Origin of the sequence: Pseudonocardia sp. C8 (assembly GCF_014267175.1) — a bacterium.
Lineage (GTDB): Bacteria > Actinomycetota > Actinomycetes > Mycobacteriales > Pseudonocardiaceae > Pseudonocardia.
In genome coordinates, this window is sequence record NZ_JACMTR010000002.1 from 1645783 (window position 1) to 1667719 (window position 21937).

Genomic DNA, 21937 nt, shown 5'->3' on the forward strand with positions numbered 1-21937 from the left:
CCGCGCACGTCAGGAGTTGTCAGTGTCACATGCCGGGCGGCTACTCGCCGCGATCATCGCCGTACTGGGCCTCGTCCTTGCGGGCTGTGGGGGAGCCGGCGGGGGCGCCGAGGGGCCGAAGCACAGCGTGCAGCACGCCATGGGCGCCTCCGACGTCCCGGTGAACCCGCAGCGGGTCGTCGTCCTCGACACCGGTGAGCTCGACTCGGTGCTCGCGCTGGGCGTCAAGCCGGTCGGCGCCGTGCGCGCCGACGAGGTCACGGGCCCCCAGTCCTACCTCGGCCAGAAGGCCCAGGGGATCCAGGAGGTCGGCACCATCGAGGCCCCGAACCTCGAGGCCATCGCCGCGCTGAAGCCCGACCTGATCCTGTCGAACAGCGTGCGGCACAAGGACATCTACCCGCAGCTGAGCGAGATCGCCCCCACCGTCTTCGCCGCATCGGTCGGGAAGTCCTGGAAGGAGAACTTCCGGCTGGCAGGCACGGCGCTGGGCAAGTCCGACCAGGCCGAGAAGATCCTCGCCGACTACCAGAACAAGGCCAAGCAGGTCGGCACCGCGTTCGGCAACCCGGCGCAGGTCGAGGTGAGCATGGTGCGGTTCATGGCCAACGGCGTCCGCGTCTACGGCCAGGGCTCGTTCATCGGGACGATCCTCGCCGACGCCGGCTTCGCCCGCCCGCAGATCGCGCGCACCGACAAGACCTTCGTCCAGGTCGGACCGGAGCAGATCACGCAGGCCGACGGGGACCTGCTGTTCTACGCCGGCTACGGCAAGGACGGCATGGACCAGCAGGCCAAGCTTGCCGCCGGCCCGCTGTGGCAGCGGCTCGGTGCGGTCACCCGCGGCGCCGCGCACCCGGTGAGCGACGACCTCTGGTACCTCGGGATCGGGCCGCTCGCGGCGAACCAGGTCCTCGACGAGCTCCCGCGGTACGCCCCGCGCGCCTGAGCTCCGCCACGACCCCCGGGCCCGGGTGCCCGCCGATCGACGACGGCGGCGCCCGGGCCCGCGTCGTTCCTGCCGGGTGTCGATCAGCACGGTCCAGCGCTGGTCGGGCCCGGAAGGCGCGTGTCGACCGCGGCGGGGCGACCGCGGCGGGTTGTCGATCAGCGCGTTGTCGCCGCGGTGGGGCGGGAGCGTGTGCCTCGGTCGGGTGCCTCGTGTTGATCAGCGCTCTTTCGCCCTGGTCGGGGCGGCAATGTGCGTGTCGGTCGACGGAACCGGGTCGATCAGCACGTTGTCGCCCTAGTGACGGCTGGATCGTGAGGCTCGACCAGGCGTCGGTGGTCGATCAGCGCGTTCTCGCCCTTGGCCGGGCGACAACGTGAGTGTCGCCGGCAGGCGCCCGGCCGATCAGCGCGTTCTCGCCCTCGCCGGGGCGGCAACGTGCGTGTCGACCGAAGGGAACGGGTCGATCAGCGCGGTTCCTCCCTGGCGAGGGCGGGATCGTGCAGGTCGGTCGGCACGTGCTGGATGTCGACCAGCGCGCTGGGGTCCTGGCCAGGGCAGGAGCGTGCGCGCCGATCTACGGGTGGCACCGGCGTTGCGGCGCTCGTGATCGGCGCTGCCGGTCGGGGCGACGCCACCGCCGGGCGGGGCAGCCCGGCGCCGCCCGCCGGGATCCCGCCGGCCACGCGCCGCCGGACCGGGTCCCGGCCCGGCAGCTCGTGTGCGGCGGTGTCGAGGGGACCGCCTTTGGCGGGAGCAGGCCGAGACCGACCAGCCGGCGGGCGCGAGCAGGAGTCCGGTGCCGGACCGGCCGCGCCGCGCCGCCTGCCCGCCCGCCCGGCTGCCCGGCTGCCCGGCTGCCCGGCTGCCCGGCTGCCCGGCTGCCCGGCCGCCCGCGAGGGTTTCGCCCCGGGCGGTCGATCAGGAGCGCCGCCCGGTGTCCTCCGACGGTGACAGCTTCACGAGCAGGTCGTGGCAGGTCGCCGCCCGCCGGGAGTCCTCCTCCATGACCTGCTCGAAGAACGCCGCGACGTCGTCGTGGCCCGCGTTGCGGGCGTCGCGGACGTACTGGCCGTAGTCGTGCCCGCCCTTGAGCGCGTGGTACTGGACCGAGACCAGGTCGTACACCACGTCGCTGAATCCGGTCTCACCGGTTGCCATCGATCTCCTCCTTCGGTGTGGTCGTGATGTGCGGTCAGCTCAGTTCCGCGCGGCCGAACAGGGCCGCGTAACCGGATGGGAGCTGGGTCAGGATGTGGTTCAGCTGCCCGCCGGTGACGGTCTCGGCGATCGTCGCCAGCACCGCTTCGGTGTGGGTGCGTGCCGCGGTCTCGTCGGTTCCGATCTGGTCGGCGACGCGCTGCACGAACTCGCTCACCCCGAAGTCGCCGTCCGCGGTCCGGTCGTCGCGGCCGCGCAGCTCCTCGTCCAGCGGCTGCGGTACCTGCGAGGCGAGGTCGCGGGCCTCGTTCCCGGTCAGCCGCGTGGACAGCACACGCAGGACGGCCCGGGTGGCCACCTCGGCTTCGGCCGGGTTCGCGTAGTTACCGCGCCGCTGGACCCCGGCCAGGAATTCGTGGGCTTTCATCGGTGTCCTTGCATCTTCTCGGGTGTCGGTACCGGTTTCCGTCTAGTTGCTGCGCCCGGTGAGCCGGTCCCGGAGCCGGTCGACGAGACCGACGCCCGGACCGGCCAGCTTGTGGAACAGCTCGGCGTTGGGCGCGTCCGGGTGCGGCCGGGTCGGTGCCGCCGTCTTCGCCTTCGCGACCTTCTCCCGGAGCTCGACCAGCACGTTCTGCGGCAGCCGGGCACGAAGCTGCGGGAACTGCTCGCTCTCCTCCTCCGCCGCGTGGTGGCGCAGCGCGTTGGTCATCTCGGCGACCAGCGTGTCGAACCGCTCGTCGGACGGGTCGGCGGACTCGAGGCGCTTCATGATGCGCTCGAGCTCCTGGTGCTCCTCGGCATCGTGCCGGACGGTGCCCTGCCCGTCGTCGAGGTTGTCCTTCATGGCCGGGTAGACGTACATCTCCTCGGCCACCGAGTGCCGGACGACCTCGGCGATCACGGTGTCGGCCATGTCCCGGCGCTCGGACGGGCTGTCGGACCGGGAGATGCGATCGAGCAGGTCCAGCGCCTCCCGGTGGTCGGTGGTGAGCTCGTCGACGACGTCGACGGCGTGGGTGTGGGCCATGGTCACTCCTGGTGGTGGGGCGTTCGGGTGCGGAGTGCGTACCCGCCGTCGGCGAGGCCATGCGCGCGGGGGACGGCGGCCGCCGTTCCGCGGAACGCGCGCCGCCGTCACCCGGTCTCGCCGGTGTCGGCGTGCGCGGCGCCCACCGGCTTGGACTCCGGCGAGCCGCGCTGGCGCAGGTAGATCGCGAGGACCGCCATCGATCCCACGGCGAGCATCTCGGACTGCCAGTTCTGCAGGGTCCGGTTCCAGAAGTCGGCTCCGCCGATGTACTCCAGCCAGCCGACCGGGTCCTGGTGGTGGCCGAGCTGCTCGGTGTTGTAGGCCGCCCACCCGGTGACCGCCTGGGCCAGCCACGACAGCACGAAGATCCCGCCCATCACGAGCCCCAGCGAGTGCGCGAACACGGCCTGCCGCCAGCCGTGCCGGTGCGCCCAGCGCGGCGAGTCCGCGCGGGCGTGCGGGCCCACCAGCTGCTCCGCGTCGGATTCCGAGCCGGCCTTCTCCACGTCCTTCGACTCCGGCGAGCCCTTCTGGACCAGCCACACCGTGGCGAAGATGTAGAGGAAGAACTGCAGGTACTCCGACTGCCAGTTCTCGACGACGTCGACGGCGAACGTCGACGACGTCACCCACTGGACCAGCGACACCGGTTCCGCGCCGCGGGTGAGCTGCTCGTCGTTGTACTGCGCCTGCCCGGCGACCGCCTGGCCCGCCAGCGTGACCAGGAACAGGGCGCCGAACCCCAGCCCCAGCCCGTTGACGCGAAGGTTCCGGCGCATGCCACTCACCGGCCCAGCAGCCCGAGCAGCGTGAAGTACGCCAGCCCGAGCCCGATCACGGCCAGGTAGGTCACGAACAGCACGCGTACCGATCTCACGGCCCCTCCAGGCGGCATGCGTAGGGCGCCTCCCCGGCGGGGGCGCAGCCGGCTGCGGACACGGCCCAGCCGTCGCCGGCACGGGTGAGGAACAGTGTGTCGCCGGCGACGCGGACCAGGGCCTGGTCGCCCCACACCTCGACGTGCTGCACCTGCCCGCCCGGGCGGGTGCCGCCGGCCACCGTGTCCGGGCACGCGCCCGGCCGGTCGTGCTCGACGGCCGCGCGCGTGGCGGGGGCGAGCAGAGCGCAGCGGGTGGCCGGGTCGCCGGTGGCGAATGCGGTGGCGACCCGTTCGACCTGCGGGACCTGGCCTGCCGCGCAGGCACTCACCAGCCCGGCCGCCGCAGCGGCCAGGCCGAGCACACCGACCATGGCCACGATCGTTGCTACCCCTCCGGAGTGGACCGGAAACCCCGGCCGGGCATGACCGGCGTGCCCGGGGGTAGGCGCGGCCGATGACGGAGACGAGCAGACGCGACAGGCCGCTGGCCCTGGTCACCGGGGCATCCTCGGGCATCGGGCGGGAGCTGGCCCGCGAACTGGCCGGGCGCGGGTTCGACCTGGTCGTCTGTGCCGAGGACGCGGAGCTGGACGACGCGGCCCGCGCGTTCGAGGAGTCCGGAGCCGAGGTCGCACCGGTCCGGACCGACCTGCGCCGGCCGGAGGGCGTGGACCAGGTGTGGTCGGCGGTCGAGGCCGGCGGGCGCCCGCTCGCGGCGGCCGCGTTGAACGCCGGTGTCGGGCAGGGCGGTCCGTTCGTCGGGACCGACCTCGTCGAGGACCGCTCGATCATCGACCTCAACATCACCTCGACCGTGCACCTGGCCAAGCTCGTGCTCACCGACATGGTCGCCCGGGGCGAGGGACGGGTGCTGATCACCTCGTCGGTCGCGGCGACGACGCCGGGGACCTACCAGGCCGTCTACAACGCGTCGAAGTCGTTCCTGCAGTCGTTCGCGCTCGCCGTGCGGGCCGAGCTGCGCGACACCGGCGTGACCGTGACGTCGTTGATGCCGGGCCCGACCGAGACCGAGTTCTTCGAGCGTGCCGACATGACCGACACCCGGGTCGGCGCGGGGGAGAAGGACGACCCGGTGCAGGTGGCCCGGCAGGGTGTCGAGGCGATGCTCGACGGCCGGGAGAAGGTGCTGGCCGGGTCGCTGTCGACCCGGGCGACCGGGGCGGCGACCGCAGTGCTCCCGGACTCGGTGAAGGCGGCGGTGCACGGGCGGATGGCGAAGCCCGGCTCCGCCGGGTGACCACAGCGGGACAGCGGACCGCGCTGCAGCTCGGCCGGGTCCTGGTGGGAGCCCAACCGACGGTCCGGGACTGGGGCGCACCCGGTTCCGGCGCCCGGGACGCCACGCCGACGCCATCCGCGCGCGCACCGCGCGTGAACACTGCGGATCACGGGTAGCCGCAGGACGGACGCGACCACCGAGGAGGTAGCGATGCCGAACCCGGGAAGCCACAGCTACGACGTCAAGCGGACCCGGCTGCGCGACCGGTACGACGACGAGGGCACGCTGCACACCAACGACGGCAAGGCCGACCGGGCCGCGAACGCCGAGCTCGAACGCGAGCACCCGCCGAGGACGCTCGGTGACCCGGACCGTGCGGCCGGGCCGCGGGGCGAGCAGGGCGGTACCGGTGCCGCCACACCCGTCCTGCGCAGCACCGCGTTCGTGGATCACGACCTGATCCCCGCCGAGTACATCGAGGCCGGGCCGCCGCTGCAGTGGGCCGGTGCGCCGGACGGCACCGCCGAGTTCGCGCTGCTCTGCGAGGACCGCGACGCCGGCGACGCCGCGCACTGGGTCGCCGCCGGTATCCCCGGTGACGTCACCGGGATCGACTCGCCGCGCGCCCTACCGGAGGGCGCCGTGCCCGGGCTGTCCGACGACGGCACGCTCGGCTGGCGGGCGCCCCAGCCGCCGGTCGGGGACGCGCATCGCCTGGTGTTCCGGCTGCTGGCGCTGGACCGCACGCTCGGGTTCGGCGAGGGGGTGACGGCGGCCGAGGTGCGCCGCGCCGCCGAGGGGCACGTCCTCGCGCGCGGCAACCTGGTCGGCGTGGTGGCGCGGTAGCCGCCACCACGCGCGGCACGCCGGCCCGGCCGGCGGGTGCCGAGGGTGGGCATGGACGCCGGCGACCGCGGGTAGTCGACCTCCGGTTGAGCCACCAGCCCGAGCAGTGACCCCGCACGGCTGGAGCGACCATGCCCACCGACCTCATCGTCCGCGGCGCCGAGCGGATCGGCGCCGCACTCGTCGCCGGCCTCGACGACGGACCGGGCGGGCCGCGCGACGGCGAGCAGGCGGCCCCGGTCGACGGGGACCCGGTGCTGCTCGTCGGCGGTTTCGCCACCACGCCACCGCTGCTGGGCCCGATGGCCCGCTGGCTGTCCGCCCTCGGCTACGCCCCGACACCGGTGGCGATCGGCGCCGGCCTGGACTGCGGGCAGCGCAGCGTCGACGCCCTCACCGAGCGGGTGCGCGAGCGTGCCGACCGCACGGGGCGCCCGGTGCGGCTGCTCGGGCACAGCCGTGGCGGGCAGTTCGCCCGTGCGGCCGGTGCCCGGACCCCCGGCCACGTGGCCGGCCTGGTCACCCTGGGCACCCCGTTCGACCTGTACGGGCTCGCAGTGCCGACGATGGGCGCGATGGCGACCGTCGCCGTGGCCGGCACCATCGGGCTGCCCCGGCTGGCCCGGCTCAGCTGCCTGTTCGGCGAGTGCTGCCGCCGCTTCCGGTCGGAGCTGCGTGCCCCGTGGCCGGACGGGACACCGTTCACCAGCATCTACAGCCGCGCCGACCGGGTCGTCCCGGCCCGCGCCAGCATCGATCCCTCGGCGAGCAACGTCGAGGTGCCCGGCACCCACAACGGCCTGCTCCTCGGCCGCACCGCGCACCGCGCGATCGCCGAGGCGTTGGCCCGCTGCGAACCGGCCCCGGCCGCGGAGCAGCGGGGCGGGGCGCTCCGGGCGACGGTGGCGTAGCGCCGCGTCGAGGGACGAGCCGGAGCCGGGCATCCTGGTCCGATGCCCGACCCGCCCCCGCGGACAGCGCCGCCGCTGCCGCGCCCGCACCTGCTCCGGCAGCACTGGTGCGACGTCACGTTCCTGCACTGGGCCGTCCCACCGGGCAGCGTGCAGCACCTGCTCCCGCCCGGTACCGAGCCGGACGTCGCGGACGGGGCGACCTACGTCGGGCTGGTGCCGTTCCGGCTGGTCGGCACGGCGGCCGCCCACGGTCCCGCGATCCCGTGGGCCGGCACGTTCCTCGAGACGAACGTGCGCCTCTACACGGTCGACGGAACCGGCCGCCGTGGCGTCGTCTTCCTCAGCATGGACGCCGGGCGCGCCCTGCCCGTCGTCGTGGGGCGCGCCGTGTTCGGGCTGCCCTACCGGTGGTCGCGGATGCGGTTCCGCGCCGACGGGGACGTCCGCTCGTACACCACCCGGCTCCGCGGGCGCGGACCGGAGACCCGCAGCCGGGTGGTGGTCCGCCCGGCCGGGCCCGCGCCGGACGGGCCGCTGGAACGGTTCCTCACCGCACGCTGGGGCCTGCACGTGGCGCGGCTCGGCCGCACCTGGTACCTCCCGAACAGCCACGCCCCCTGGCCGCTGCGGCGGGCAGAGCTGCTCGAGCTCGACGACGGCCTGCTCGCCGCGGCCGGCCTGGGTGACGTGGCGCGGCGGCCACCGGACCACGTGGCGTTCAGCGAGGGTGTCACGGCGACATTCGCTCCTCCGGCGCCCGTGAGTGGTGAGCGGTGCCAGGGCACTGCCAACCACTCACGAGCGCCGGAGGGGCCGCCTGGTTCGGGCCCGGCCCGCCGGGGTACGGCGTGACCAGCACCCGTTCGCACGACCGGAGGCACCGTGAGGGAGACATCGAGGAGCTCGTCGTGATCGAGGCGTCCCGTGCCGGCTGAACCGACCCGTGTGACCGTGACCGACGACGGGCCGCTCCTCGTCCACGGGCCGGTGGAGGTCGAGCTGCCCGACGGGCGCCGGGTCCGGTCCGACCGCCCGGTCACGGCCCTGTGCACCTGCCGGCGCACCCGGCGTCCGCCGTTCTGCGACACCAGCCACCGCGCCCGGGTCCGAGAGGAGCGACGACCGTGACCAGCACCGTGACCACCACCGGGCCGATCGCCCGGACCGGCCTCGCCCCGCTGCCGGGTGCGCGCGGCCCGCTGTCGGCGACGGTGCTCGCGCTCCTGTGGGGCGAGGACCCGCCGCCCGCCGATCCCGGCTCCGCGGACCCGTTCGGCGACGACCTGCACCTCGCCCTGCACTGCTGTTACGAGCTGCACTACCGCGGCTTCACCGGTGTCGACGACGACCGGGAGTGGGACCTGCGGCTGCTGGGGATGCGGCGGTCGCTGGAGGAGCGGTTCCTGGCCGCGCTGCGGGCCGAGGTGGCACCGGACGACGACGTCGCGGGCGCCGTCGACGCCCTGCTGGTCGAACCGGTGGGGCCCGGCGCCGAGCCCGGCGTCTCGCACCACCTCCAGCGCAGCGGGGAGTTCTGGCAGCTGCGCGAGTACGTCGTGCACCGCTCGATCTACCACCTGAAGGAGGCCGACCCGCAGGCGTGGGTGATTCCCCGGCTGCCGGTCGCGGCCAAGGCCGGGCTGGTCGGCGTCGAGCACGACGAGTACGGCGCGGGCGACCCGGACCGGACGCACGCGAACCTGTTCGCCGCCATGATGCGCGAGCTCGGCCTGTCCGACGGGTACGGCCACTACGTCGACGCGGTGCCCGCCGCCACGCTCGCCGAGGTCAACTTCATGTCGCTGTGCGGGCTGCGGCGCAGCCTGCGCGGCGCGCTGGTCGGCCAGTTCGCGCTGGTCGAGCTGACGTCGTCACCCGGATCTGCACGGCTGGTCCGCGGTATGCGCCGGCTCGGCTGCGGACCGGCCGCGGTCCGGTTCTACGACGAGCACGTCGAGGCCGACGCGGTGCACGAGCAGGTCGTCCGCCGCGGGGTGCTGGCCCCGCTGCTCGCCGACGAGCCCGGCCTCGCCGCGGATGTCGTGTTCGGGATCCGGGCGGCCGGCGTCCTCGGCGACCGGCTCGGTGCGGCGATGCTCGACGCCTGGTCGGCCGGCCGGTCCAGCCTGCGCGTGCCGCTGCCGGACGGGCCCGGCCGGTGAACGCCGGTCCGGTCGCGCTCGAGCACGGCGCCGTCGACGAGGCCGCCGAGCTGCGCGCCCGCCTCACCGAACCCGACCCGGGGATCCCGCCGTGGTTCGGCTACGACGCGCGCGGGTCGCAGCTGTTCGAGCAGATCACCGAGCTGCCGACGTACTACCTGACCCGGGTCGAGTGGGGCCTGCTGCGGCGCCACACCGACGACATCGCCCAGCGGCTGGGCTGCGCCCGGGTCGCCGAGCTGGGCTCGGGCAGCGGGAAGAAGACCCGGCTGCTCCTGGCGGCCTGCGCGCGGCGCCGGCCCACCACCTACCTGCCGGTCGACGTGAGCCGGGAGATGCTCGAGCACAGCGCCGCGCGGCTCGCCGGGATCCCCGGCCTGGCCGTGACCGGGCTGTGGGGTCGGTACGAGGCCGGCCTCGACCGGCTGCGCGACGACGGCGGCGCGCCGCTGGCGGTGCTGTTCCTCGGCGCCAACATCGGCAACGCCACCCCGGCCGAGCGTGCCGCGCTGCTCGCCCGCGTCGCGGCCACCCTCCGCCCCGGCGACGCCCTGCTCGTCTCGGCCGACCTGCTCAAACCGGCGACGGTGTTCGAGACCTGCTACAACGACCCGCCCGGCCACACCGCGTTCGCGGAGTTCCGGCTCAACCACCTCACGCGGCTCGCGTGCCGCTTCGGGGAGGGCCGGGTCGACCTGACCGGCTTCCGGCCCGCCGCGCACTACGACGGCGCCGCCGAGGTCGTCGACGGCCGGCTGTGGGCCCGCCGCGACCAGCAAATCACCCTGCCGGGGCTCGGGCTGGACCTCGCGCTGCGCCGCGGCGACGGCCTCAACGTCGGCGTCTCCGCGAAGTTCGACCGGGACCGGTTCTGCCGGGAGGTCGCCTCGCACGGCCTGGCGAGCGAGGCCGAGTGGATCGACCACGACAACCGGTACGGGATCTTCCTGTTCCGCCGCTGAGCCCGGAGCCGGAGGCCACGTCGTCGATAGCGATCGCCGAGTACCTGGTCGCGGAGCACGCGAGCGCGGGCCGTGAGATCCGCGGTGGTCGTCGGTGCTTCACCTCCCGCCGTCCGCCTCGCTCCGATAGACACAGGCGAACCCTTCGATGTGCTCGCGCATCAGGGTGCTCGCACGATCGGCGTCACCGTCGAGGTAGGCCTCGACGATCTCGCGGTGCTCGTCGAGCTCCTTGATGCTCGTGTCGTATCGCTGCCACCCCTGCACGACGGCGAGCGTGAGCCGGTCGCCGTACGACGCGACGACGTCGATGATCTCCTGGTTGCCGCATTCCGCGATCAAGGCGCCGTGCAGGCGGCGGTTGGCCTGCGCCAGCGTGGGGTGGCGGGTGTGCTGGGCGACCTCCTCGATGCTGCGCATCGTCTCGCGAACGTGCCGGCGGCCTTCCTGCGTGCTGCGGGTGCATGCTCGCCCGATTGCCGTCGATTCCAGGATCGCCCGGATATCGAAGATGTTCTGCACGTCCTCGGAGGACAGGACGCGGACGCGCCAGGTGCGGAACGCGTCCGTGGTGATCAGGCCGCTGTGCGCGAGGAGTCGCAGCGCTTCCCGCACCGGTGTCTTCGACATGCCCAGTTGCTGCACGAGGTCGGCCTCGACGAGTGGAGCGCCCGGGAGTAGTGCTCCCTCGAGAATTGCGCTGCGCAACTGCTGCTCTGCCTTGTCCGCCAGCGGGACCCGCGTCGTTCCCGACCTCTTCGGGGCCCGGTCCCAACGCGGTGTGGCTTCCGCTCCTGCGACCTCTGCGCGACCGCCGTTGACACCGTCTGGCATGGTGCGTACCTTTCGCGTATCAAATGATATACCGTTTGAGGAGCGGCCTGGTGAGACTGACTTCGAACCTCGACTCTCTGGATCAGCAGGGGTTGCGACCGCGCACCGAGCTCCTCAGTCCACACCTGCGTCGCGATGCACTCCTGATGACCACCCCGCTCCTCGTCGAAGACGATACCAAATGGTGTCGTACGTGGCTCGTGCGTCACCAAGAGCGGGGTGCCATCGAGGCGTCGTCGGTCGACGTGGCCCACGTCGTGTTCCATGACCCATACATGACGTTGCGGCCCGAGCCCGACGAGGTCGCTCCCGACCTGGGCGCAGCCGTGGCCGGTCTGGTCGGTCGTGGACCGGTGGAGGTGGACCCGGAGCTGCCGCTCGCCCGCTACCGGGAGATTGCCCGCCACGTCGAGTTGTACGTGGGCGGGGACGTCGTGCGTCCGGCTGTCGCTGCGGGCTCGGTCGGGACGGGCGAGGTGTCCGAGACCGTGGCGCGGGCCGTGGCCCGGATCCGGCTGGCCGCAGCCGAGTTGATCGAGCAGACGCCGTCGCTGCGGCCGTTGGCGCCCTACCTCGAGGAGTGGTCGGCGGACACCCGCTTCACCGACCTCGACGAGGTGCTCGCGCGGACCGGCGCCGACGCCGTGCTCACCTCGTCCCCGATCGGTGTGGAGGAGTTGTGCGCGCTGCCCGGCCGGGATGGCAGCGCACTCTACCGGCGCGGCTCGGACTCGGTGGAGTACGGCCCGTCGGCGGCCGTGCTCGTCGAGGCTGCCGGTGTCCGCCGGGTTCTGGTCGAGGAGTGGGGCCTCGGGATCGGCGAGGCCGAGGAGCTGCAGCAGCTCGGCGTCACCCTGGTCGACGGTTCACACGCCATCGCCAAGTGGCGGGAGCGGCGCGATCACCAGTACCTCCCCGCCGTCGTCGTGGTCGCCCGGGCCACCGGGCACGCCCTCGACTCGGCCGTCGAGTTCGCACGTGACGCGGTCGCACGGGTTCGGCCGATCACCGAGAACGACGTCCGCGCGGCCTACCTCGATGCAGCGCACGCGTTCGCCGACAGCATCGGACTGACCGGTCACATCCACGAGTTCTTCACGAACTGCCACGCCGGGGACCGGTCGATCCATCCGTGCCTGGCCACCGACCATCCGGTCGGGCCCGGCACCACGTCGCTCAAGCTCGACGCCGGGCTCGCGGTCGTGGTCGACGGCCTCACCCTGGCCACCTCGGACGCGGCCCGTACCTTTGTCAGCGATCCCGATGCCGAGCGCGCCTACGAGATCCTGATCAGGATCGTGCGCAGCACGATCTCGGAGCAGATCACCGAGGGCGCCGTGTTCGCCGACGTTCACCGCCGGGTCGTGGATCAGCTGGTCGCCGAGCGCGACGGCCTCGTGAAGGCCGGCTTCTGGCCCGAACAGATCGATCTCGCCGGGCGGTACGCCCTGCGCAACGTCGGACATCTCATGGGCCGCCAGGAGTCGTTCTCCTCCGAGTTCCGGCCCGGTGACCGTGAGGTCGTGCGGGTCGGTGACTTCGGCGCCTGCGAGATCCAGTGGCCGATCGGTGAGTACTCGATCGGCGCCGAGGACATGTGGCTGGTCCTCCCGAGCACCACCGTCAACCTGACCCAGCAGGGTGATGCGCCGTGAGTTCACCCGAGCCGCACCGCTCGAGCCGCCCAGGTGGGCACGCGCTGGTCGAGCAGCTGGTCGCGCACGGTGTCACCCGGGCATACGGCGTGCCGGGGGAGAGCTATCTCGCCGTGCTCGACGGGATGCACGAACACGGCGACCGGCTCTCCTTCGTCGCGACCCGCCAGGAAGGCGGCGCCGCGCTGATGGCGGCCGCACACGGTAGGCTGACCGGCCGTCCGGGGATCTGCATGGTCACCCGCGGGCCCGGCGCGACGAACGCCGCGATCGGGGTGCACGTCGCCGCCCAGGACGCCAGCCCGATGCTGCTGCTCGTGGGCCAGGTACCACGCCGGGAACGAGGCCGCCGGGCCTTCCAGGAGATCGACTACAGCGTGATGTTCGGCGGGATCGCAAAGGCCGTCGTCGAGATCAACGAACCCGCGCGCGTGCCGGAGCTGACCTCGCGTGCGCTGACGTTGGCGACGTCCGGCGAGCCCGGTCCCGTCGTCGTCGTGCTGCCCGAGGACGTGGTGTCCGGCCCGACCTCGGCGCCGGTCCGGCCCGTGTCCGCCGTCGCCGACGCTGCGCCACGGGGCGAGGACGTGCGCCTCACCGTGGAGCTGCTCGAGTCGGCCCGGGCACCGGTCGTCGTCACCGGACGGTGTGGCTGGGACGCCGACACCACCGCCGCCGTGCGGGACTTCGCCGAGCGGTCGGCCGTCCCCCTGGTGACGGGGTTGCGGAACCAGGACACCGTCGACCCGGCGTCGCCGATGTTCGCCGGAACCCTCGGCCTGAACACGACGGCGGGGTTGCCCGAGCGGCTCGGTGCGGCGGATCTCGTGATCCTCCTCGGCAGCCGACCCGACGGACTCACCGCCCAGGCACTGGAGCCCGCGCTGCACGGGGCCCGGGTCGTCCACGTCTATCCTGGTGCGGACGACCTGGGTGTATCCGTTGCGGCCGACGTCGCCGTGGCCTGTTCGCCCGCGGCGTTCGTCGCCGCACTGCCCGAGCGGATCGAGCCCTGTGACGAACGGCGCCGGTGGGCGGACAGCCTGCGGTCGGCGTTCCACGAGGCCCACGACACCGTGCACGCTCGCGATCCGGCCGCCGCGTTCATGCGGGTGTTCGACGAGCAGGTGGGTTCCGACGCCATCGTCAGCTGCGGTGCAGGCAACTACACGGCCTGGCCGCAGCGCTTCCACCGGTTCGGTGTCTACCCGTCCCAGCTCGCATCGACCAGCGGGGCGATGGGTTACGGCATCCCCGCAGCGATCGCCGCCGCGTTCGAGCAACCCCACCGGGAGGTCGTGGCCTTCGCCGGGGACGGCTGTTTCCTGATGACCGGCCAGGAGCTGGCCACCATCACGCAGTACCAGCTGAACGTCCTCGTGATCGTGGTCAACAACGGCCGCTACGGCACGATCCGCGACCACCAGGAACGGGTCTACCCCGGCCGGGTCAGCGGCACGGACCTGACCAACCCCGAGTTCGTCCCGCTCGCCGAGGCGTTCGGTGGCCTCGCCGCGCAGGTTCGCACGCCCGAAGAGCTCGCCGTCGCACTGACCAAGCTCCGCCAGGCCGACGGTCTACGACTGATCGAGATCCGTACAGACAACCTTCCCAAATAGGCCGCCCCACGCAGGGGCAGTCGGTCACAACGAGGTGCCCATGACCCAGGCAGATCACACCGTGCGCCATGACCACCACGCCGGAAGCAGCCCACGGCGAGTGGCCGCCGGTGCCGCCGTCGGCCAGTTCGTCGAATGGTACGACTACGGGATCTACGGCTTCCTCGCCGTCCCCATCGCCGCCACGTTCTTCGCCTCGCAGGATCCGACCACGGCCCTGCTGTCGACCTTCGCCGTCTTCGCCGTTCCCTTCGTTGCGCGACCGTTCGGCGGTGTCCTCTGCGGGTACCTCGCGGACCGGTTCGGTCGGCAGAAGGTGCTCGTCGGGGTGCTGATGTTGATCTCGGCGGCCACCGTGCTCATCGGGCTGCTCCCCGGGCTGGCAACCATCGGGATCGCGGCCCCGATCCTGCTGGTGTTGTTCCGGTTGATGCAGGGCGTCTCGGCCGGTGGCGAGATCGTGAGCGCGATGTCGTTCGTCGCCGAGCACGCGCCGCTCGGGAAGCGGGCGTTCTACATGTGCTGGGGCCAGACCGGCTCGTTCCTCGCCCTGCTCGCCGGAAACCTTGCCGGCCTGGGCCTGACCGTGGCCCTCAGCGAGGAACAACTCCTGGCCTGGGGCTGGCGGATCCCGTTCCTGCTCGCCCTGCCGCTGGCGTTGATCGGTATCTATCTTCGCCGTCGTCTCGACGAGTCCCCGGCCTTCCTCGCGGCCCTGAAGGCGGCGTCGGCCGAGCAGCGCCAGCCGCTACGCGCCTCGCTCGCGGTGCCCGCCGTGCGCAGGGCGATCATGCGGTGCGGGGCTCTCTCCCTGCTGAACAGCTCCGGCTACTACGCCCTGCTGACCTACATGCCGACCTACCTCAAGACCGAGCTCGGTCATTCCCAGGGGCAGGCATTCGCAGCGACGGGGACAGCGGTCGCGGTCCTGCTCGTGCTCATCCCGTTCGGCGCCGTGCTGGCCGACCGGATCGGACGGCGACCGGTCATCATCGGCGCCTCTCTCGCCGTGGCGTTGACGGCGGTCCCGGGGTTCCTCCTGCTGCGCCAGGGGGGCTTGTCGATGGTCCTCGGGCTGACGATGATCGCCGCCGCGTTCGCCTTCTACACCGGTACGATCCACGCCGCATTGGCCGAGCTGTTCCCGACCAGCGTCCGGGTCACCGCCTATTCGGTTGGCTACAATTTCTCGACCGCTGTCTTCGGCGGCGCGGCCCCGTTCCTCATGATCTACCTCATCGGTCTCACCGGGAGCTCGCTGATCCCGGCTGTCTACATGGTCCTGACCGCACTCGGCACGGGAATTGCCGCGCTGAGCCTGGGCGAGACCCGGGCAGCCGAACTGCCCAATTAGCGTTTCGAGCGGGCGATTCCGCTCGCCGAGCATCTGTCACCGATTTCTGGTTCACGGAGGTACCACCCATGATGCCCGACCTGTTCCCCTCCATCGACGAATGGGGACCCGAGCGGATCGTCGTCGTCTCGGACGCCAAGACCGGGATGAAGGGAGTCCTGGTCATCGACAACACCGCGCGCGGCATGGGCAAGGGCGGCACCCGCATGTCGTCCACCCTGCAGGTGGGAGAGGTCGCCCGGCTCGCGCGGGTGATGACCTGGAAGTGGGCCGCCACCGACCTGTTGTTCGGCGGTGCGAAGGCAGGCATTCTCGGTGACCCGGCAGGCGTAGACCGCGAACGGGTCATCCGGGCCTTTGCACGCAAGCTCGCCAACGAGGTGCCCCGCGAGTACGTGTTCGGCCTGGACATGGGGCTGACCGAGAACGACGCGGCCCTGATCCAGGACGAGCTCGGCGACCGGGGTGCCAGCGTCGGTGCCCCGGCGGTGCTCGGTGGAATGCCCTACGACGAACTCGGTGTAACCGGTCACGGCGTCGCCGAAGCGGTCGCCACGATCCTCGACGTCGAAGGCAGGCAGGTCGCGGGCACCCGGGTCAGCGTCCAGGGCCTCGGCGCGGTCGGCGCAGCCACCGCCCGACGCCTTGCCGGGATGGGCGCCCTGATCGTGGCCGCATCCACGGCCAAGGGCGCCCTGGTCGACCCGGACGGTCTCGACATCGCCGCGCTGCTGAAACTCCGCGAGGAGTACGGCGACGCCTGCGTCGACCACTATGACGCCGCCGTGCAACCGCTCGGCACCGAGCTCGTGTGCGACACCGACGTCCTCGTCCCGTCCGCGACCCAGGACGTTATCGACACCGGGCTGGTCGACGAGCTCAAGGCCTCGATCATCGTCGAGGGCGCCAACCTCCCGATCACCCCGGACGCACTGAACCTCCTGTACGAGCGCGGGGTCCCGGTGGTCCCGGACTTCATCGCCAACGCCGGGGGAACGATCGCCGCGGCCTACAGCATGGACATGCGCTACTCGGCCTTCCGCCCGGACACCGACGCCATCTTCACGACCACCGCCGAGAAGATCCGCACCAACGTGGCCACCGTCGCCGCCAAGTCGGCGGTCGACGGGCTCCGCCCGCACAACGCCGCCCGAGCGCTGGCCCAGGAACGGGTCCGCCATGCGATGGAGGTTCGGGGCGGCGTCACGCGGTCGTGACAGGACGGCCCAGGGACAGGCTGGACGTGGACCGTCCGACGATCGAGCCGTCCATCGACGGCGCCGGTCGGGTGTCGGCGCGACGCTCATGGAGGTGCTCAAGCACGCCGCGCCACACGAGGGTGGTCAGAGCGGGTTGACGAGCTCGGAGTAGAGGTCCGGCCGTCGGTCGCGGAAAATGGTCATCTGCGCGCGCTCCTCGACCAGGGCCGCCTGGTCGAGTTCGCCATGGATGATGGTGTCCTCCGTCGTGGCCGCGGCGATGGTCTCGCCGAGCGGGTTCGCGATGGCGCTGTGCCCGAAGAAGCGGATGTCGTTGTTCTCGCCGATCCGGTTGCAAGAGACCGCGAACATGCGATTCTCGAATGCGCGCACCGACGTCAGGTGATGCAGGATGCTGCCGTCGTTGGAGAAGCTCGGCATGTTCCACAGCATCACCAGGATCTCAGCGCCCCTCAGGGCGTAGGTCCGCGTGAGCTCGGCGAACTGGTTGTCGTAGCAGACACCGACGCCCACGGTGCCGATGTCGGTCTCGATGACGCCGTTGGTGTTGGACGGAACGAAGTAGTGCTTCTCGTAACCGGGGATGTGCGCCTTGCGGTGCACCCCGTGGACCTTGCCCGACGGGCCGATGACCACGGCGGTGTTGTAGAGCGTCGCCGGCACGGTGGGATGAAGCTCAGCCATACCTGCGATGATGTAGGCACCGCTGGAGCTCGCGAGTTCACCGAGCGCCCCGGTGAACTCTCCTGGGACCTTCTCGGCTGCTTGGATGTACCTCGCGCCGAAGTGCTTGTCTCGCCCCTTGATGTAGCCGATGTTGGACAGCTCGGGAAACACGATCAGGTCGGGGCTCGCCTCGGCCGTGGCCCGTCCGACCGCTGCGTCGATCCGTTCCAGATTCTTCTGGACGTCGAAGAGCTCGACGTCCATCTGCACGGCGGCGACGGTGAGCTTCTTCTTCATGGAAGTCCTCCGGGAGCGCGGTTGCGTCGGATACCCGGTCGCGGTGTCGGGTGGGTCAGGCGATTCGTCGACCGTCCCGGTATGTCGCCAGGACGTTCCGGGTCGCCCGGATGTCCTCGGTCGGATCGCCGTCGAAGAGCGCGAGGTCCGCGCGGTGGCCTGGGCGGATGTACCCGACTTCGTGGTCGATACGCAGGTACGTGGCGTTCCCGCTCGTGGCGAGAGTGAGGATCTCGGTCGCGGAGTAGCCGGAGAGCGAGAGCAGCCCCAGTTCGGTCGAGAAGTCACCGAAGGCGGTGTGCTTCCAGCCGGCATCGCTGGCCGGAGCGATGCGGCCGCCGAGGGCCCTCAAACGGCCGGCGTTGTGCACGTAGTAGTCGGTTCGTTCGCGCTGTTCGTCGACCTCATGGTCGGAGACCTCGCCCTGCTCGGCGAGCTCGACATAGTGGAAGTTGCAGCCCAGGGTCGACCCGAAGGTGGTCCCGTGCTCGACGGCGAGCGCGACGAGCTTCTCGTCGAAAGCTGCCGAGCCGTCGGGGCCGAGGAAGGCGATGTGCTCGATCCCGTCACTGCCGGACACGATCGCCCGGCGAATCGACTCGTTGGACAGGGCGTGGGTCGTAGCGAGCAGTCCGTGCTCGTGTGCGACCGACACCGCGGCGCGGATCTGGTCCTCCGTCAGTGTCTCGTGGTGGGGGATCGTGCCTTCGGTGCCACCACCTGTCGCCGCGATCTTGATGCCTTCGGCTCCTAGCGCGATGTTGCGGCGGGCGATGGCGGCCGCCTGCTCGGCATCGGCGGCGTCGCCACCGAAGAGATGCATGTGGCCACCGACCCCCGTGACCGGCATGCCGTAGCGGATCAGCCGTGGCAGATCGGCGGGCTCGGCCGGAAGCCAGCTGAGGAAGTCGGGATGCGAGCCGAGGTCGCGCACGGTGGTCACACCGCCGGCGGCGTGTGCGCGCAGATTCGCCGCGGCCTGGGCGAATCTGGCTTCGGCAGCACGGTTCACCGCCGGTTCGTACGCGGTCCCGTCGCCCGGCATCGTCAGGTGCACATGGCTGTCGATCAAGCCGGGGCTGAGGGTCGCTCCCGGATAGTGGTCGACGGGGATGCCGGGCCACCGCTGGAGCACTTCGTGGGCGGCGCCGACCTCGGCGATGGTGTGGCCATCGAGCGCCACTGCCGCCTCACCTGCGCCGAGCTGTTCTCCATCGAAGACCTGGCCTGCGTGGACGAGTCGGTCGACGGGCACGTCAATCCTCCTTGATCGAGACATCTGGTGGTCGTCGCAGCGGCGCCCCGGGTGAGGGGTGCGTGGGACCCGGGGGTGAGCCCTCCTTGGCTCGATCTTGCATCATTGCTACATGTGATGCAAGAAACGGATTCCTTGTCGAAGTACAGACGTCTCGGTGATCGATGCGCCGGGGGTTGTCGTCGACACAATGCCCCCGTTAGAAGCATCACCTGCGTCGGGGTCGCGACGCTCAAACCGCTTGCCCTGGCTGTGCGCGGAGAGCAAGGGCTTGCATCTGGACATCATATGACGCAAGCTCGCGAGTGAGGCCGGACAGGGAGACACGATGACGTGGACTGATGCCGGGGAATCGCCGCCGGCCCTCGATCGCGGCTGCGAGGCGCGCCGCAGCGCTCGCGGAGACGCCGAGCGCGAGGCTCCGATACTCCGAGCCCTGCCCAGGAGGGGCGTGATCCGATGAGTGGAACCGTTGAGACCGTCCGCAAGGTCGGTGAGCGTGGCCTGCTCATCGAGTTGGCAGCCGGCATCGATTCCCATCGAGTTGCTGCGTGGGTACGACGACACGAGGTCCGGGCGCAGCTGACCGAGGTGGTTCCCGCCGCACGGACGGTGTTCGTGCTGGGCGACCCCGACGCAGTGCGGCAAGTGGCGGAGGGCGTCGAGTCGGCGACCATTCCCGAAGCGGAGAGCCGCGCGTCCAAGACGGTGATCGTTCCGGTCCGCTACGACGGTCCCGACCTGTCCGACGTCGCTGAACTCACGGGACTGTCGGAAAGGGAGGTGATCGAAGCGCACACCGGTACGGAGTTCACCGTGTCGTTCTTCGGGTTCGCTCCCGGTCAGGCGTTCTTCGCCCCACTACCCGACCGGGTGCGGGTTCCTCGCCGGACCAGCCCGCGCACGCGTGTCCCGTCGGGCAGCGTGGCCATCGCGAACGAGTTCACGATCATCTATCCGCTCGACTCACCGGGAGGATGGAACTTGATCGGAACACGGATGGGTCCGTCGCTGTGGGACGTCCGTGCGGAGCCCCCGAACGCCGTCGCGGTCGGGGATCGAGTGGTGTTCGAGCAGGTCCGATGATCGAGATCGTGCGTACCGGTCCTCAGGCGACGGTGCAGGACGCCGGACGGGTCGGACACGGCCACCTCGGTGTACCGCGCGCCGGCGCGATGGACCTCCGCGCTCTCGAGCAGGCGAACCGCCTGGTGGGCAATCCTCCGGGCACCGCCGCGATCGAGATCCTCCTGGGCGGCGTGGCGATCCGGTTCCACGCCGACGTGTCTTTCGCGCTGACCGGAGCCCCGCTCGTCGCGACCTTGCACGGCCGACCCGTCCACCGGAACGCATGGACCTACGCCCGTCGCGGCGAGGAACTGGTCGTGTGCGGGCGCCCGCTGTTCGGGCTGTACAGCTATCTCGCCGTGGCCGGCGGGATAGCCGTCGAACCGGTCCTGAGCAGCAGATCGACGGACTCGCTGTCCGGGCTGGGGCCGCCTGCCCTGGCGGCCGGGGACGTTCTGCCGATCGGCTCGGAGCGCGGTGTCCCCTCAGAGCCGGGGGACGTGTTGCTCGAGACCGCGTCTCCGGACACCGTGCTGGATGTGCGATTCCAGTGGGGCCCGCGCAGCGACTGGTTCACCGGCGCGGCTCGGGCGCGGCTCGCCTCGACGCGTTGGACGATCAGCAACGAGGTCAACCGCATCGCGGCACGTCTGACCGGACCCGCGCTCGAGTACGCCCGTACCGATCAGTTGCCGACCGAGGGAGTCCATCCGGGTTCTGTGCAGGTGCCGCCCTCCGGGCTGCCGCTGCTCTTCCTCGCCAACCACCCCCCGACCGGCGGCTACCCGGTGATCGCAGTGGTCTGCGAACGGGACCTGCCCCGGATCGCCCAGGCGCCGCCGGGAACTATCTTGTCGATGCGGCCTGTTCGGTGCAGGCACACGACCACGGTGTCCGGCTGAGAGGTGAGAAGTGTCGACTGGCGCAGGTTCGTTGCCCGAGCGGATCCGCGTCCGTTTCGACCTGCTGAGCAGCAGCCAGCGCAAGATCGCGCGGTACTGCCTGTCGCGCCCCGGCGACGCCGGCACGCTGACCGCCCTGCGCATCGCCGAGCAGCTGGGAGTCAGCGAGTCCACGGTCGTCCGGTTCGCGATCAAACTCGGCTACGACGGGTTCCCGTCGATGCAGGAGGCCATTCGCTCCGAGGACCACTCTGCCACGATGCACGACGACCAGGACGTCCCTGCCGATCCTGTGCAAGGGACCACGTCGCGCTCGCTACGCAACGATCTCGACGTGCTCGGTCAGTCCATCGCCGAGCTCGACCTGCGCGCGGTCGGTCACGCGGTGCGAGCGCTGTCGGAGGCGGACCGCATACTCGTGTGCGGCTTCCGCACGTCGTTCAGCCTGGCGCACCTGGCGCACTTCCATCTGCGCAAGGTCCACCGCGACACCAGGCTGCTCGACGACCTGGGCGGGACTCTGGTCGACGACCTGGAGCTCGTCCGGGGCGGCGACGCGGTGTGGGCCTTCACCTTCCCTGTCTATGACGAACGGACCATCCAGGTCGTCAATCACGCGGAGTCGGTCGGAGCGTCCAGCGTCGTCGTCACCGACAGTGCGTTGGCACCGCTGCCGATCGGGCCGAGCATCCATCCGCTGATGGTCCGGCACGACAGCGTGAGTTTCTTCAACACCACAGTCGCTGCAGTCGCTCTGGTGAACGCCGTGGTCTCGGAGCTGACGGAGATCAGGACAAGGAACGACCCGATGTTCGCACGTCAGCTGTCCCGCAAGTTTCACACGAAGGGCCAGCTGCGCGCCGCGACCCGTTCCGAATGAGGGCGATCACGGGCACGAGGCGTGCCTCGAGTTCCGGTAC

Annotated in this window: 23 protein-coding genes; 15 read left to right on the forward strand and 8 right to left on the reverse strand. The window is 71.4% G+C overall.

From position 1 onward, the window contains the following. Window positions 1-22 precede the first annotated feature (22 nt). Window positions 23-949 carry an iron-siderophore ABC transporter substrate-binding protein gene (locus H7X46_RS08300; protein ID WP_186358849.1) on the forward strand — a complete coding sequence of 309 codons (927 nt, stop codon included), beginning with the start codon at window positions 23-25 and terminating at the stop codon, window positions 947-949. A 921-nt stretch (window positions 950-1870) separates the two neighbouring features. On the opposite strand, the gene H7X46_RS08305 is transcribed toward H7X46_RS08300, so the two are convergent. The 5 genes from H7X46_RS08305 to H7X46_RS08325 form a co-directional block, all read right to left on the reverse strand. Next, entirely contained in the window at window positions 1871-2110 is a 240-nt protein-coding gene (locus H7X46_RS08305) for an acyl carrier protein (protein WP_186358850.1), read from the reverse strand. 34 nt (window positions 2111-2144) lie between these two features. After that, the gene (locus H7X46_RS08310; protein ID WP_186358851.1) at window positions 2145-2537 is read right to left on the reverse strand and encodes a DUF2267 domain-containing protein; all 393 of its coding nucleotides are present in this window, start codon (window positions 2535-2537) and stop codon (window positions 2145-2147) included. A gap of 42 nt (window positions 2538-2579) precedes the next feature. Continuing rightward, complete coding sequence (locus H7X46_RS08315) at window positions 2580-3140, reverse strand: hemerythrin domain-containing protein (protein WP_186358852.1); 561 nt, start codon at window positions 3138-3140, stop codon at window positions 2580-2582. Between the two features lie 107 nt (window positions 3141-3247). Beyond that, window positions 3248-3922, reverse strand: a complete 675-nt coding sequence (locus H7X46_RS08320) for a DUF6766 family protein (protein ID WP_186358853.1) — start codon at window positions 3920-3922, stop codon at window positions 3248-3250. A 94-nt stretch (window positions 3923-4016) separates the two neighbouring features. Continuing rightward, window positions 4017-4394 carry a hypothetical protein gene (locus H7X46_RS08325; protein WP_186358854.1) on the reverse strand — a complete coding sequence of 126 codons (378 nt, stop codon included), beginning with the start codon at window positions 4392-4394 and terminating at the stop codon, window positions 4017-4019. Between the two features lie 83 nt (window positions 4395-4477). Between H7X46_RS08325 and H7X46_RS08330 the strand changes: the two genes are divergently transcribed. The 7 genes from H7X46_RS08330 (at window position 4478) to H7X46_RS08360 (ending at window position 10147) form a co-directional block, all read left to right on the forward strand. Next, a complete protein-coding gene (locus tag H7X46_RS08330) occupies window positions 4478-5281 on the forward strand; it encodes an SDR family oxidoreductase (RefSeq protein WP_186358855.1) in 804 nt (267 codons plus the stop codon). Between the two features lie 192 nt (window positions 5282-5473). After that, the gene (locus tag H7X46_RS08335) at window positions 5474-6109 is read left to right on the forward strand and encodes a YbhB/YbcL family Raf kinase inhibitor-like protein (protein ID WP_186358856.1); all 636 of its coding nucleotides are present in this window, start codon (window positions 5474-5476) and stop codon (window positions 6107-6109) included. 131 nt (window positions 6110-6240) lie between these two features. Next, on the forward strand, window positions 6241-7020 hold the full coding sequence (locus H7X46_RS08340) for a hypothetical protein (RefSeq protein ID WP_186358857.1): 780 nt from the start codon (window positions 6241-6243) through the stop codon (window positions 7018-7020). Window positions 7021-7062: 42 nt separating this feature from the next. Next, the gene (locus H7X46_RS08345; RefSeq protein WP_186358858.1) at window positions 7063-7875 is read left to right on the forward strand and encodes a YqjF family protein; all 813 of its coding nucleotides are present in this window, start codon (window positions 7063-7065) and stop codon (window positions 7873-7875) included. 99 nt (window positions 7876-7974) lie between these two features. Further along, a complete protein-coding gene (locus tag H7X46_RS29050) occupies window positions 7975-8151 on the forward strand; it encodes a CDGSH iron-sulfur domain-containing protein (protein ID WP_370588659.1) in 177 nt (58 codons plus the stop codon). Next, window positions 8148-9185: an iron-containing redox enzyme family protein gene (locus H7X46_RS08355; RefSeq protein ID WP_370588660.1), complete on the forward strand. Its 1038-nt coding sequence runs from the start codon at window positions 8148-8150 to the stop codon at window positions 9183-9185. The genes H7X46_RS29050 and H7X46_RS08355 overlap by 4 nt, the downstream gene beginning before the upstream one ends. Continuing rightward, window positions 9182-10147 carry an L-histidine N(alpha)-methyltransferase gene (locus H7X46_RS08360; RefSeq protein ID WP_186358860.1) on the forward strand — a complete coding sequence of 322 codons (966 nt, stop codon included), beginning with the start codon at window positions 9182-9184 and terminating at the stop codon, window positions 10145-10147. Before H7X46_RS08355 ends, H7X46_RS08360 begins: the two co-directional genes overlap by 4 nt. A 99-nt stretch (window positions 10148-10246) precedes the next feature. Here H7X46_RS08360 and H7X46_RS08365 read toward each other — a convergent pair whose 3' ends face one another. Next, on the reverse strand, window positions 10247-10981 hold the full coding sequence (locus H7X46_RS08365; protein ID WP_186358861.1) for a GntR family transcriptional regulator: 735 nt from the start codon (window positions 10979-10981) through the stop codon (window positions 10247-10249). 275 nt (window positions 10982-11256) lie between these two features. Between H7X46_RS08365 and H7X46_RS08370 the strand changes: the two genes are divergently transcribed. The 4 genes from H7X46_RS08370 to H7X46_RS08385 all read left to right on the forward strand — a co-directional run bounded on the left by H7X46_RS08370 (window position 11257) and on the right by H7X46_RS08385 (window position 16826). Next, window positions 11257-12636, forward strand: a complete 1380-nt coding sequence (locus tag H7X46_RS08370; protein WP_186358862.1) for a M24 family metallopeptidase — start codon at window positions 11257-11259, stop codon at window positions 12634-12636. After that, window positions 12633-14255 carry a thiamine pyrophosphate-dependent enzyme gene (locus H7X46_RS08375; protein ID WP_186358863.1) on the forward strand — a complete coding sequence of 541 codons (1623 nt, stop codon included), beginning with the start codon at window positions 12633-12635 and terminating at the stop codon, window positions 14253-14255. Before H7X46_RS08370 ends, H7X46_RS08375 begins: the two co-directional genes overlap by 4 nt. Window positions 14256-14295: 40 nt before the next feature. Further along, the gene (locus H7X46_RS08380; protein ID WP_222131240.1) at window positions 14296-15609 is read left to right on the forward strand and encodes an MFS transporter; all 1314 of its coding nucleotides are present in this window, start codon (window positions 14296-14298) and stop codon (window positions 15607-15609) included. A 68-nt stretch (window positions 15610-15677) separates the two neighbouring features. Then, entirely contained in the window at window positions 15678-16826 is a 1149-nt protein-coding gene (locus H7X46_RS08385; protein WP_255426099.1) for a Glu/Leu/Phe/Val dehydrogenase, read from the forward strand. Window positions 16827-16952: 126 nt separating this feature from the next. Here the strand turns inward: H7X46_RS08385 and H7X46_RS08390 are convergent, their stop codons facing one another. Together H7X46_RS08390 and H7X46_RS08395 are read right to left on the reverse strand one after the other, a co-directional pair. Beyond that, window positions 16953-17792 (reverse strand): carbon-nitrogen hydrolase family protein, encoded by an 840-nt coding sequence (locus H7X46_RS08390; protein WP_186358864.1) that lies wholly within the window; start codon window positions 17790-17792, stop codon window positions 16953-16955. 55 nt (window positions 17793-17847) lie between these two features. After that, window positions 17848-19047, reverse strand: a complete 1200-nt coding sequence (locus H7X46_RS08395; RefSeq protein ID WP_186358865.1) for an amidohydrolase family protein — start codon at window positions 19045-19047, stop codon at window positions 17848-17850. A gap of 459 nt (window positions 19048-19506) precedes the next feature. Here H7X46_RS08395 and H7X46_RS08400 point away from each other — a divergent pair, with 459 nt between their 5' ends. The 3 genes from H7X46_RS08400 to H7X46_RS08410 are packed head-to-tail and all read left to right on the forward strand — an operon-like array spanning window position 19507 to window position 21897. After that, window positions 19507-20133 carry an allophanate hydrolase subunit 1 gene (locus H7X46_RS08400; RefSeq protein ID WP_186358866.1) on the forward strand — a complete coding sequence of 209 codons (627 nt, stop codon included), beginning with the start codon at window positions 19507-19509 and terminating at the stop codon, window positions 20131-20133. Then, the gene (locus tag H7X46_RS08405) at window positions 20130-21017 is read left to right on the forward strand and encodes a biotin-dependent carboxyltransferase family protein (RefSeq protein ID WP_186358867.1); all 888 of its coding nucleotides are present in this window, start codon (window positions 20130-20132) and stop codon (window positions 21015-21017) included. Before H7X46_RS08400 ends, H7X46_RS08405 begins: the two co-directional genes overlap by 4 nt. A gap of 31 nt (window positions 21018-21048) precedes the next feature. Next, window positions 21049-21897 carry a MurR/RpiR family transcriptional regulator gene (locus H7X46_RS08410; RefSeq protein WP_186358868.1) on the forward strand — a complete coding sequence of 283 codons (849 nt, stop codon included), beginning with the start codon at window positions 21049-21051 and terminating at the stop codon, window positions 21895-21897. Window positions 21898-21937: the final 40 nt, after the last annotated feature.